The organism is Limnohabitans sp. B9-3 (genome assembly GCF_002778325.1).
Classification (GTDB): Bacteria; Pseudomonadota; Gammaproteobacteria; order Burkholderiales; family Burkholderiaceae_C; genus Limnohabitans; species Limnohabitans kasalickyi.
On sequence record NZ_NESI01000001.1, the window covers coordinates 527,025 to 538,762 of the forward strand.

At 56.3% G+C, this 11,738-nt stretch carries 12 protein-coding genes; all 12 read right to left on the reverse strand.

Features of this window, described 5'->3' with window-relative positions; translation table 11 throughout:
• Positions 1 to 38: 38 nt before the first annotated feature.
• Positions 39 to 707, reverse strand: coding sequence for a carbonate dehydratase (can, locus tag B9Z42_RS02650; protein WP_100131758.1), 669 nt, complete (start codon positions 705 to 707; stop codon positions 39 to 41).
• Between the two features lie 29 nt (positions 708 to 736).
• Complete coding sequence (locus B9Z42_RS02655) at positions 737 to 1,918, reverse strand: isovaleryl-CoA dehydrogenase (protein WP_100131759.1); 1,182 nt, start codon at positions 1,916 to 1,918, stop codon at positions 737 to 739.
• Positions 1,919 to 1,937: 19 nt separating this feature from the next.
• Positions 1,938 to 2,387: a PaaI family thioesterase gene (locus tag B9Z42_RS02660; RefSeq protein ID WP_100131760.1), complete on the reverse strand. Its 450-nt coding sequence runs from the start codon at positions 2,385 to 2,387 to the stop codon at positions 1,938 to 1,940.
• Complete coding sequence (locus tag B9Z42_RS02665; protein WP_100131761.1) at positions 2,384 to 2,809, reverse strand: MerR family DNA-binding transcriptional regulator; 426 nt, start codon at positions 2,807 to 2,809, stop codon at positions 2,384 to 2,386. Before B9Z42_RS02665 ends, B9Z42_RS02660 begins: the two co-directional genes overlap by 4 nt.
• A 63-nt stretch (positions 2,810 to 2,872) precedes the next feature.
• On the reverse strand, positions 2,873 to 3,775 hold the full coding sequence (locus B9Z42_RS02670; RefSeq protein WP_233203492.1) for a M48 family metallopeptidase: 903 nt from the start codon (positions 3,773 to 3,775) through the stop codon (positions 2,873 to 2,875).
• Positions 3,776 to 3,797: 22 nt separating this feature from the next.
• Complete coding sequence (locus B9Z42_RS02675) at positions 3,798 to 4,544, reverse strand: 1-acyl-sn-glycerol-3-phosphate acyltransferase (RefSeq protein WP_100131841.1); 747 nt, start codon at positions 4,542 to 4,544, stop codon at positions 3,798 to 3,800.
• Positions 4,544 to 5,152: a D-glycero-beta-D-manno-heptose 1,7-bisphosphate 7-phosphatase gene (gene gmhB / locus B9Z42_RS02680; protein ID WP_100131763.1), complete on the reverse strand. Its 609-nt coding sequence runs from the start codon at positions 5,150 to 5,152 to the stop codon at positions 4,544 to 4,546. The genes B9Z42_RS02675 and gmhB overlap by 1 nt, the downstream gene beginning before the upstream one ends.
• A 41-nt stretch (positions 5,153 to 5,193) precedes the next feature.
• Positions 5,194 to 7,347: a glycine--tRNA ligase subunit beta gene (gene glyS / locus B9Z42_RS02685; RefSeq protein ID WP_100131764.1), complete on the reverse strand. Its 2,154-nt coding sequence runs from the start codon at positions 7,345 to 7,347 to the stop codon at positions 5,194 to 5,196.
• A gap of 17 nt (positions 7,348 to 7,364) precedes the next feature.
• Positions 7,365 to 8,270, reverse strand: coding sequence for a glycine--tRNA ligase subunit alpha (glyQ, locus tag B9Z42_RS02690; RefSeq protein ID WP_100131842.1), 906 nt, complete (start codon positions 8,268 to 8,270; stop codon positions 7,365 to 7,367).
• 64 nt (positions 8,271 to 8,334) lie between these two features.
• Complete coding sequence (lnt, locus tag B9Z42_RS02695; RefSeq protein WP_100131765.1) at positions 8,335 to 9,981, reverse strand: apolipoprotein N-acyltransferase; 1,647 nt, start codon at positions 9,979 to 9,981, stop codon at positions 8,335 to 8,337.
• The gene (locus B9Z42_RS02700; protein ID WP_369806822.1) at positions 9,981 to 10,763 is read right to left on the reverse strand and encodes an HlyC/CorC family transporter; all 783 of its coding nucleotides are present in this window, start codon (positions 10,761 to 10,763) and stop codon (positions 9,981 to 9,983) included. The genes lnt and B9Z42_RS02700 overlap by 1 nt, the downstream gene beginning before the upstream one ends.
• A 179-nt stretch (positions 10,764 to 10,942) precedes the next feature.
• Entirely contained in the window at positions 10,943 to 11,695 is a 753-nt protein-coding gene (locus B9Z42_RS02705; protein ID WP_233203493.1) for a GNAT family N-acetyltransferase, read from the reverse strand.
• Positions 11,696 to 11,738 lie beyond the last annotated feature (43 nt).

An 11,738-nucleotide genomic window follows, 5' to 3' on the forward strand; every position in this document is an offset into this window, starting at 1 on the left:
TCTCCAAAATAAAAAGAAAATGCCACGCCCCTGAGGGGTTACGCGGCAGGAAGCATGCCACCACGTGGGTAGCGTTTGAAAGCGCGACGAAACACGTCGACCACTTCGTCGCCGTGACTCATGCTGACGCCTAGGTCTTTGACCAAGCCATCATCCAAGCCATAAATCCAGCCATGAACCGTCACTTTTTGACCACGACCCCAAGCGTCTTGCATGACGTTGGACAAAGCCACGTTGCCCACTTGCTCAATCACGTTCATCTCGCACATGACCGCTTCAAGTTCAGCTTGTGGCAAATGGTTCAAACGTTGACGATGGCGCAAACGCACGTCTTGCACATGACGCAACCAGTTGTCGGCCAAACCCACGCGTGTGCCACGCGTGGCTGCCAACACGCCACCACAACCGTAGTGACCCACCACCATGATGTGTTCGACCTTGAGCGCATCGACTGCATATTGGATGACCGACAAGGCGTTCAAATCGGAGTGCACCACCACGTTGGCTACGTTGCGATGCACAAACACTTCGCCCGGATCGAGGCCCGTGATTTGGTTGGCAGGCACGCGACTGTCGGAGCAGCCAATCCACAAGTACTTCGGGTTTTGCTGGTTGGCGAGGCGTGAGAAATACGCAGGATTCTCTTGAACCATGCGGGCCGCCCATGCGCGGTTGTTATCGAAAAGGTGTTGAAGTGATTGACTCATGCGTCGATTGTCGCAGTGCGGCTAAAGGCTCAACAGGTCTCAGCGAACAACTCACGGCCAATCAACATGCGGCGAATTTCGCTAGTGCCCGCACCAATTTCGTACAGCTTGGCATCGCGCCACAAACGGCCCAAGGGGTATTCGTTGATGTAGCCATTGCCACCAAAAATCTGCACCCCTTCACCGGCCATCCACGTGGCTTTTTCAGCAGTCCACAAAATGACGGACGCACAGTCTTTGCGCACCTGGCGCACGTGCTCAGTACCCAGCAAATCTAAGTTTTTCGCTACGGTGTAGGCAAAGCTGCGACCGGCCTGGAGCACGGTGTACATGTCGGCCACTTTGCCTTGGATGAGCTGGAATTCACCAATGCTTTGGCCAAACTGCTTGCGATCGTGGATGTACGGAATGACGTTGTCCATCACCGATTGCATGATGCCCAGAGGGCCGCCAGACAACACAGCGCGCTCGTAGTCCAAGCCGCTCATCAGCACTTTGGCGCCCATGTTGAGGCCGCCCAAAATGTTCTCAGCGGGCACTTCGACATTGTGGAACACCAGCTCGCCGGTGTGACTGCCGCGCATGCCTAACTTGTCGAGCTTTTGCGCGACGCTGAAACCCTTCATGCCCTTCTCGATCAAGAAGGCTGTTACGCCGCGCGCGCCCAGCTCAGGCTCTGTTTTTGCGTAGACAACAAGCGTGTCGGCATCAGGGCCGTTGGTGATCCACATCTTGCTGCCATTGAGTACGTAGTAGCCGCCTTTGTCCTCTGCTTTCAGCTTCATACTGATGACGTCAGAACCCGCACCAGGCTCGGACATGGCCAGCGCACCGACGTGCTCGCCGCTGATAAGTTTGGGCAGGTACTTGGCACGTTGCGCTTCGGTGCCGTTGCGCTTGATTTGGTTCACGCACAAGTTGCTGTGCGCACCGTAGCTCAGGCCCACGCTGGCCGAGGTGCGAGAGATCTCTTCCATCGCAATCATGTGCGCGAGGTAGCCCATGTTGGCGCCGCCGTACTCTTCGCCCACGGTGATGCCCAACACGCCCAAGTCGCCCATCTTGCGCCACAGGTCCATGGGGAATTGGTCGTTGCGGTCAATCTCGGCGGCGCGCGGGGCGATCTCGGCTTGGGCGAATTCACGCACAGCGTCGCGCAGCGCGTCGATGTCTTCACCGAGTTGAAAATTCAGTCCAGGTAAGTTATTCATGAAGGTCTCCTTGTGTGTCTCAGTAACTTTGTTTGACGGTGGCCAAGGTTTGCTGCATCAAGGCGCAAGGCGACTCACCGCCGTCGTCGTTCAGATGCACGACCTCGGCCGTGGTGATGATGAGCCGTTTACCTGCGCGAACCACATGGCCACGTGCACGCAACTCGCCGCCTTGAAACGCGGCCAAAAAGTTGATCTTGTATTCGACAGTGGTCACTTCTTGCCCTTGAGCGGCCATGGTCAGACCGGCGTAGCCTGCAGCAATGTCGGCCAAAGCGCCCATCGCGCCGCCGTGGTAGCCACCTTGCTGCTGGGTCACACGCTCGGAGTAGGGCAAAGCGATTTCGACCTCACCGGGCGCGACCGACACCAAACGAGCGCCGAGGTGGCGCATCATGCCTTGACGCACAAAGCTGGCTTCGATACGGGCGTGCAACTCGGGGTGCGCCACACGAGGTGTCGTGCTCATGCTTTCGCCGTCTTGCTCGTTGGGGCTACGCTCGCCGCGCCTTGCTTGGCGAGCAGGTGGCGCGCCTCTTTTTCATGCACCTTGACTTCGTCAAGGTTGGCTTGAATTTCGGCCATCTGCTCTTCAAGCTGGCGTTTGTGATCGGCCAGCACCACCAGAAACTTTTGCAACTGTGGGCCCGTGTCGCGTGGGCTGTCGTACATGTCGATCAGGTCTTTGGCCTCGGTCAGCGACAAGCCCAAACGCTTGGCGCGCAAGGTGAGTTTCAAACGTGTTCGGTCGCGGTGGCTGTAGATGCGGTTGCGCCCCCCGGGGCCGGAGCGTTCGGGCTGCAGCAAGCCCATATCTTCGTAAAAACGGATGGCCCGGGTAGTGAGATCGAACTCACGTGCCAAGTCGCTGATGGAATAGGTGGTGGCCATTTTGTGTTTACGTTTACGTAAACGTCAATTATGACGGGAAAATTCAGCCGCGCAAAAAACGTCTCAATGCCAAAGCGGCAACGCCTCACTTTTCAGCACCCGACGACGTTCGGCGTAATCGGGCATGACCGTTTTCACTGTGTCCCAAAAACGCGGACTGTGGTCCATCACCCGCAAATGGCTCAGCTCATGCGCGACCACATAGTCAATGACATCGAGTTTGTGGTGGACCAATCGCCAGTTGAGACGAATGGCGCCGCTCGAACTCGCACTGCCCCACCGCGTCGCCGCGCTGCTGAGCGATAGGCGCTGCCACTGCACATTCAACAATGGCGCAAAGTGGTGCAAGCGCTCGGTGAACAAGGCTTTGGCTTGACGCATGAGCCAGGCCTGAACGGCATCGCGAATTTGCTCGGGCGTGGCGTGAAGCGGCAGGGCCAAGCGCAAGGTGTGCGGTGACAAGTCGTGCAGCGCGGGTTCAAATTGCGCGCTGTTCTTTTTCAAAGCGCTGCCGGAATCCAGCACGACTTTCAATTGCCCGCCCAGATAAGGCACCACCACACCATCGCACCACACGATGCGCTGCGCTCCCATTTGCGCATGGCGTTCACCCATTTCAATCAGCTTGCGGGAAATCCATTCGGCTTTTTGACGTAATGCAGACTCCACCTCACCCACCGTTACCCACGTGGGCGCACTGACCTCCAGCCCATCAGGCCCCACCACCATGCCAATGGTGCGGCGTTTGCCACGGCGAAAGGCATAGGCCACATCCGTGGTGCCCAGCAAAATCCGACGCGTCGCGCGCGGGTGGGTGAACTGCGCTTTGGGCAGCACTTGCGCCAAGGGTTCAGCAGGTTGGTGCGGCCCTTGCAAAAGCGGCTGTTGCGGCGTAAGAGCAGGCACATGCACAGGTGGCGCAGCATGGCTTGGCGGCGCCTCAAATAAATCAAGCACGAGTTGCATGAAGCGGCTCATGCGTGTCGCCTCACGACTTGGCGACGTAGGCCTCAGGATCGAGGCGACGCATTTCAGACTCAATCCAGTGTTCGACTTCGCGGGTTAGCTCATCCGCTTCGCGGCCCACGCTGTCAATAGGCGCACCGATTGACACGTCCACCACACCTGGAAACTTGATGAAGGCCTTGCGCGGCCAGCATTTGGCTGAGGTAACGGCAATGGGGATCACAGGGGCACCCGTGGCAATGGCCAAACGGGCACCACCACTCTTGTAGTTACCGCGCTCGCCACGCGGTATGCGCGTGCCTTCGGGAAACATGATGACCCATGTGCCTTGCGCTAACAGCTTTTGCCCCTGCTCCACCACCTTGCCAAAAGCCTTGGCGCGTTGACTGCGGTCGATGTGGATCATGTCCAGCAAGCCAATGGCCCAGCCAAAAAACGGCACGTACAACAACTCACGTTTGAACACGTAAGCCAAAGCATGCGGCATGATCGCCGGCATCAAAAACGTCTCGTAGGTAGACTGGTGCTTGACCAACAAAATAGCGGGGCTGGTCGCACCATCAGGCAAATTTTCTTGACCTTGAATGCGGTAGCGCACGCCCATGATCACGCGAGCCGCTTGAATGCTCAGGTTGAGCCAATATGCGGCGATGGCGTAACGTTTGTCCGCGCGCAGTCCAACAGCCGCAGCCAAGACAATCAGCAACGCAAAGGGAATGACGGTAACGAACATGAACGCCATGTGCACGGTCGATCGAATCATGGCCATCATGCGTGAGCTCCTGTTGGATGCGGGGCTTTATACCCTGCGTTGACCTTGGTCTCGGGTTGAACCAACAGCCAATCGACAAAGGCCTTTAAGTCGTCATGCGCGCGCGTGTTGTGTGGAAAGTCAGCGGGCAATGTTTGACCACGCAACTTTTGGCCTTTTCCCGTGTAGACCAAGTGCGGTGTACAACCCGCCGCTGCACCGGCTTGTAAGTCACGCAAGCTGTCGCCCACGGTATGCACGCCGGTCAACTCCATGCCGTAACGCTCGCCAATTTGCTCAAACAAACCCGGCGCCGGTTTGCGGCACTGGCAGGTTTCATCGGGGCTGTGTGGACAATAAAAAACGGCGTCTATGCGTCCACCTGCAGACCCCAAAAGCTTGTGCATTTTGGCGTGCATGGCGTTGAGTGCGGCCACGTCAAACAAACCGCGACCCAAGCCCGATTGGTTAGATGCCACCACCACATGCCAGCCCGCGTGGTTGAGTCGGGCAATCGCCTCAAGTGCCCCCGGCAAGGGCAACCATTCATCGGCGGACTTGACGTAATCGTCGCTGTCTTGGTTGATGGTGCCGTCGCGGTCGAGGATGACGAGTTTGGTGATCATGCGGTATGCGTCTGGTGCTTCAGGCTGTCATTAAACACGGTTTAAGTCGCCAAGCACGACAAGTCGGCCACACGGTTCATGGCGAGATGCAAGCTTTTGAGGAGTCCTTGGCGGTTGAGGCGCAAGTCCATCTCTTCGGCGTTGACCATGACGTCATCAAAGAACGCGTCCACAGGGGAGCGCAAGTTGGCCAAGGTTTGCAGCGAGGCCGTGTAGTCGCCCGCGTTGAACTGCGCCTCGGACTCAGGCAACAACTTTTGCATCGCGGCGTACAGCGCTTGTTCGGCGTCCTCTTTGAACAAGGCGGCGTTGACATGCGCGTCCACCTCGCCTGCTTTTTTCAGCACGTTACCGATGCGTTTGTTGGCTGCCGCTAAAGCGGGGCTTTCAGGCAGCGCGGCAAAGGCGCGCACAGCGGTCAGACGCTTGGCCACATCGCTCAAGCGCTGTGGACGCAGCGCCAGCACGGCCTCCACCTCTTGCGCGGAATAGCCTTGCTCACGCAAGCCGCCTGAGAGGCGGTCGTAAATGAACGAGGTCAAAGCTGCTGCGGGTTCTGTGATCTTGTCGCCGAATGCGGGAATGGCTTGTGCAATCAACGCATCCAAGCCCACATCCAAATTGGCTTCGCTCAACATGCGCACCACGCCCAGCGCGTGACGGCGCAAAGCGAACGGGTCTTTGTCGCCGGTGGGCAAGTTGCCAATGCCAAACATGCCCACCAAGGTCTCTAATTTGTCGGCCAAAGCGACCACCACACCCACCGTGTTGCGTGGCAATACGTCGCCAGCGAAGCGGGGTTTGTAGTGGTCTTCGATGGCTTGCGCCACCTCTTCGCCCAATCCATCATGACGGGCGTAGTAGCCGCCCATGATGCCTTGCAATTCGGGGAATTCGCCCACCATGTCAGTCAGCAAATCGGTTTTGGCCAGTTGCGCGGTGGTGTCAACGGCTGACACAAACGCTGCATTTTTGGCGTCCGGCAACAAAGCGGCAATGCCTTTGGCGATGGCGCGCACGCGGTCGGTGCGCTCACCTTGGGTGCCCAGTTTGTTGTGATACACCACCTTGGCCAAGCCCTCCACGCGCGAAGCGAGTGTTTTTTTGCGGTCTTGGTCAAAGAAGAATTTGGCATCGGCCAAACGAGGACGCACCACGCGCTCGTTGCCACCAATCACGGCGGAGGCATCATCAGGTGTGATGTTGCTGACCACCAAGAATTTATGGGTCAGCTTGCCTGCTGCGTCGAGCAGCGGGAAGTATTTTTGATTGGCCTTCATTGTAAGGATGAGGCACTCTTGCGGCACGTCTAAGAATTGTTTTTCGAACTCGCACACCAACACGTTGGGGCGTTCGACCAGTGCTGTGACTTCATCAAGCAAAGCAGCATCTTCGATGGGCCGGAGCGCGCCGTGCGACTTCAAGTCCTCACCATCGCCAATTTTGGCAGCGGCGGCTTCGAGTTGGCGTGCAATTTCAGCGCGACGCTCTGTGAAGCTGGCAATGACTGCGCCGTCTCTGGCAAGCGTGTCAGCGTAGACGTCGGCATTGGCCAACACGACGGGTGACACACGGGCTTCAAAGCGGTGACCTTGTGTGCTGTTGCCCGCGGTCAAGCCCAAAGCTTTGACAGGCACCACGGTGCTGCCATGCAAGGCCACCAAGCTGTGCGCAGGTCGAACAAAGTTGACGCTGCTCCAGCCGGGTAACTCGCAATCGGTTTCGAGCTGGTAGCTCATCACTTTGGGAATCGGCAATTTGGCAATGGCTTCGCTCAAAGCTTTTTGCAGGCCATCGACCAAGCTCGCACCTTTGACGATGCTGTCGTAAAACAAGGCCTCTGCCTTGCCATCGGGTGCACGTTTGAGTTGTGCCACCGCCTCGGGGCCCGCGCCTAAGGCTTGCAGCTTTTTCAGCAGGGCGGGTGTGGCGTTGCCATTCGCATCCAGCCCCACGTTGACAGGCATGAGTTTTTGTTGCACGGCTTTGTCAGCAGCCAAGGCAGACACTTCGGTGATGTGTGCGGCCAACCGGCGTGGTGATGCATAGGCGGTGACCGCTGAATCGGCAGCCGTCAAGCCTTGGGCTTTGAGTTGCTCAAACAGCACATCAGAGAACGCAAGCCCAAGCTTTTCCAAGACTTTGGGAGGCAACTCTTCCACGAAGAGTTCGATGAGTAGGTTGTGTGTCGTCATGTTCTTGTGTCCTAAGCTCAAGCGGCCTTCTTCGGCATTTGGTCAACCCATTCCCGCGGGGCCATGGGAAAGCCCAAACGCTCGCGGCTCTCGTAATAGCTTTGCGCCACAGCGCGTGCCAAGTTACGGATGCGGCCGATGTAGGCGGCACGCTCAGTCACGCTGATGGCACCACGCGCGTCCAACATGTTGAAGGTGTGTGCGGCTTTGAGCACTTGCTCATAGGCAGGTAAAGCGAGCTGCGCGCCCATCAAATGTTGCGCTTGTTTTTCGTGCGCACCAAAGGCGGTGAACAAGAACTCAGCGTCGCTGTGCTCGAAGTTGTAGGTGGACTGCTCGACTTCGTTTTGTTTGTAAACGTCGCCATACGTCAGACCGTCGGTCCATTGCAGGTTGTAGACGTTGTCCACGCCTTGCAGGTACATGGCCAAGCGCTCTAGGCCATAGGTGATTTCGCCAGTGATGGGTTTGCAGTCGATGCCGCCGACTTGCTGGAAGTAAGTGAACTGCGTGACTTCCATGCCGTTCAACCAAACTTCCCAACCCAGGCCCCAGGCGCCCAAGGTTGGGTTTTCCCAATCGTCTTCGACGAAACGAATGTCGTTTTTCTTAAGATCAAAGCCGAGGGCTTCCAATGAGCCCAAGTACAGCTCCAAGATGTTGCTGGGCGCGGGCTTTAACACCACTTGGTATTGGTAGTAGTGTTGCAAGCGGTTGGGGTTCTCGCCGTAGCGTCCGTCTTTGGGACGGCGGCTGGGTTGTACATAAGCCGCCTTCCATGGCTCTGGGCCTAAGGCGCGCAAGAACGTCGCGGTGTGCGAGGTGCCTGCACCGACCTCCATGTCAATGGGTTGCAACAAGGCGCAGCCTTGCTCGGCCCAATAGGACTGGAGTTTGAGAATGATTTGTTGAAAAGTCAGCATAAAACCCATGCCAACATGGCGTTGGCGAAAAGGAACAGGTCAAGACGCCTGCAAACCCTTGATTTTACGGGCCGAAATAGCGTTTGCCTTGCCTGGCACGTGATCCTAGCCAAGACACAAACGCCAACACGGTGAAAGCCAAGGCCACCAAAGGCCAAAGCCCCCAGGCGGAGACCCAACGCGAATAAAACGTCACCGGTCCATGAATTCCTTGAACCTCCCCATTCAAGGCCCCTTGCACGCCGCTGGGCAGCCTCTGGGTGACCACACCCTGGGCATTGATGATGGCTGTTGCCCCGGTGTTTGTGGCCCTCAACATGGGACGGCCTAACTCCATCGCTCTCATACGGGAAATATTCAGATGTTGGTCAATGGCCACCGTATCGCCAAACCAAGCGATGTTGCTTAGATTGACCAAAATAGTAGGCGCTTGCTCGGGGTTCGCAAAGCTTTTGGCCAACTCCTCACCAAACAAATCTTCATAGCAAATGTTGGGGGCAATCCGCTCGCCCTTCCAAGCGAACAAGGGCTGAACCACCGCCCCGCGGGAAAAATCGCCCATGGGCATGTTCATCAGGCGTACAAACCATTGAAACATCGGGGGCACAAACTCGCCAAACGGCACCAAATGGTGCTTGTCGTATCGATACAGCTCGCCCGTCACGTGAGGTTGCAGGGCCAAGACTGAATTGGTGTAGCGCCGGGGCGAACGAGCGTTCAACGCGTCCTCCTGAAGCGTTGGAGCATCTAACGGCATACCAACGAGCGCAGCTTGTTGCCTTTGTGTGAAGTGCTGCTGCAAGTCTTGCCAATATCCGTCAGGCAACTGCCTTGGCAAAAGCGGCAAGGCAGTTTCTGGTGTGACGACCAAATCGGCCCGACTTGTCAACAATGCTTGGCGGTAATCCGTCAGCGCCTTGCTCACACCGGATCCGAACTTCAGGTCTTGGGGCACATTACCTTGCAACAAGGTGACGCGCAAAGGGGGTGAAACCTCAGCCTGTTTTGCAAGGGGTATGGGATTCAAACTCGTTACGCCAACAACGGTAACAACACAAGCCAGTAACCCACCCGTCAAGCGACTGCGCCACGCATACTTTGTACGTTGACCTTGAGCGCCTAGCAACATTGCCACAAACGCTGCCATCGCACTCAGTCCATACACGCCAAACCACGATGCCCAGGTCTGCAAAATGCCATCCACGTGGGCATAGCCAATTGCCCCCCATGGCAGCCCCGTGAAGAAAGTACCTCGGCCCATTTCTGCCAGCATCCAAACAACGGCAAACGTACTGGCTTTGCTCAAAACACCGAGTTGACGCACTTGAATTGACCGGTAGACCCAAGCTGCAGCACCATAAAAACAGGCCAAGCTGGCAGAAAGTGCCCACACCGCAGCACCTGCTAAGAGTGCATGCATGCCTCCATAGGTATTCATGGAAATGAAGAGCCACCAAAGGCATCCAACCAGCCATGCACTGCCAAACCACCAGATAGACCAAAACGCATCTTTGGGTTCATCGCACCGGTCTAAGCATGCGGCTGCCAATGACAAACTCAAGATCTGTAACCAACCCAATGACACACCTTGGCTGTCTCCTGACAAGGGCCAGGCCAGTGACAAGGCTTGCAACAAGCCAGCGATGATCAGTCCTAAGATGAACCACACACGAGGGAAAGAGCCTCGGTGCGCGTTTGGGCGGCGTCTCATCAGTCGTCTTGAGTGCGCGACTGGACGGGCGAGGGGTAAACCTTGAACCACTTCACAGCACCGGCTTTGGTGTGCATCACCTCGAAGCGCTGCTCGTCAACATCCAAGAATTCACCGCGCCGTGGTACATGCCCCATGGCATGGGCAATAAAGCCGCCAATGGTGTCAAACTTGTTGTCACCATTGGCGGTGTCCTCGTCCATTTTGAACGTGATGGAGAACGCTTCAGCCACCCGCTGCAAATCCGTGTCCCCGCTGACACGGAAGGTGCGGTCAGCCAGGGAAAAAATATCACCCGCATCATCTTCTTGGTCAAACTCGTCCTCGATCTCCCCCACGATTTGCTCCAGCACATCCTCAATGGTGATGAGTCCAGCAATACGGCCAAACTCGTCCACGACCAAGGCCATGTGATTACGGGTGTTGCGAAATTCACGCAACAGATCGTTCAAGCCCTTGCTTTCGGGCACAAAGACAGGGGGACGCAGCAAGGTGCGCAAGTTAAGCGCAGGGGAGCGCTGAAGTTTGAGCAAATCTTTGGCCAGCAAAATGCCGACGATGTTGTCTCGCTCGCCTTCAAAAACGGGGAAGCGCGAGTGCGCAGTGTCGATGACTTGATGCATGCAGACATCAATGGCTTCATCGATGTTGATCAAATCCATGCGTGGTGCCGCCACCATGACCTCACCCGCGGTTGAATCAGCCATGCGGAGCACGCCTTCGAGCATGATGCGGCTCTCGGGACCAATGACTTGGTTATCTTCTGCGTCGGAAAAGGCCACCAAAAGCTCTTCGCGAGAGTCAGGACCGGGATGGAGGAACTCGCGAAAACGCTGCCAATAAGTGCGTTTATCTGTCGAGTCTGATGCACATAAATTCGGGGGTATCACATGATTGTGGCGCCAGGCCACGGAGTCAAACAAGCCTTAAGCATAGCCCAAGCAGGGCAGCTGGTGGCTGACTATTCAGCGGATTGGTGGCGCCCTGCGCGCACACCTTGTCGGATTTCTTCGACTTTAGACAAAAAGTCCCAGAACCTCTTGGCATCTTCTTTGATGCTGTAGTTTGTTTTCGCAAATTGATCAACGACCAATTCTGTGACGCGGCTGTCTAAATCTCGTTTGGGCAGGCTTAAAAAAGCTTCCGTTTCTGAACCGTCTCGCACGACGGTTGCACCGTTTTTTCGAGCAATGCGAATCATGCGTGCGTTTTCACTCAACGCATGGATGTAAATTTCATAGATTTTTTCGTTACGTGCGTGCATGACGGCGCGAGTGAACAACCGAGCGCCGTAGCCGCGGCCTCTGGCGTATGCTTGGACGGACACACCAAATTCCGCACTTGATTTTCTGCCCGGCGCTTTCATGATGGCCAAATGGGCCATCGCCACAATGTGCAATTTACGGGTGAAGATGCCGTAAATTTCGTCGCGATCAAACTTTAATCCAGAGGCATAACGAAGCACTTGTTCGTCATTGGCCGTATAACCAAACCGCAGGTAGCGGTCATGCTCAGACAAGCCCAGCAAATGTCGTTTGATGCCTGGTAGATGAGAGGCCTTCAATGGACAAATGGGGATCACACCACCCTCGCTCTCTGTTTTGAGTGGCTTTAAAAAACCCAAGTCCGAAAGCATCGACCCACGAACTTTCAAAGCGGCTTGGGTCAGGACTTGGACAAACTTCATCCTTCCATAATAAGGGTTTTCCCTCATCCGAGCAAGAGTAATTTCAAGAGCAAACCTTGATGTCTGCCGA

Excerpts from the sequence above, each read along its gene's own strand:
- B9Z42_RS02675 (WP_100131841.1), bottom strand. The coding sequence starts at position 4,544 with ATGGCCATGATTCGATCGACCGTGCACATGGCGTTCATGTTCGTTACC.
- glyQ (WP_100131842.1), bottom strand. The coding sequence starts at position 8,270 with ATGCTGACTTTTCAACAAATCATTCTCAAACTCCAGTCCTATTGGGCC.
- B9Z42_RS02665 (WP_100131761.1), bottom strand. The coding sequence starts at position 2,809 with ATGGCCACCACCTATTCCATCAGCGACTTGGCACGTGAGTTCGATCTC.
- can (WP_100131758.1), bottom strand. The coding sequence starts at position 707 with ATGAGTCAATCACTTCAACACCTTTTCGATAACAACCGCGCATGGGCG.
- B9Z42_RS02655 (WP_100131759.1), bottom strand. The coding sequence starts at position 1,918 with ATGAATAACTTACCTGGACTGAATTTTCAACTCGGTGAAGACATCGAC.
- B9Z42_RS02705 (WP_233203493.1), bottom strand. The coding sequence starts at position 11,695 with ATGAGGGAAAACCCTTATTATGGAAGGATGAAGTTTGTCCAAGTCCTG.
- B9Z42_RS02670 (WP_233203492.1), bottom strand. The coding sequence starts at position 3,775 with ATGCAACTCGTGCTTGATTTATTTGAGGCGCCGCCAAGCCATGCTGCG.
- gmhB (WP_100131763.1), bottom strand. The coding sequence starts at position 5,152 with ATGATCACCAAACTCGTCATCCTCGACCGCGACGGCACCATCAACCAA.
- lnt (WP_100131765.1), bottom strand. The coding sequence starts at position 9,981 with ATGAGACGCCGCCCAAACGCGCACCGAGGCTCTTTCCCTCGTGTGTGG.
- B9Z42_RS02660 (WP_100131760.1), bottom strand. The coding sequence starts at position 2,387 with ATGAGCACGACACCTCGTGTGGCGCACCCCGAGTTGCACGCCCGTATC.
- glyS (WP_100131764.1), bottom strand. The coding sequence starts at position 7,347 with ATGACGACACACAACCTACTCATCGAACTCTTCGTGGAAGAGTTGCCT.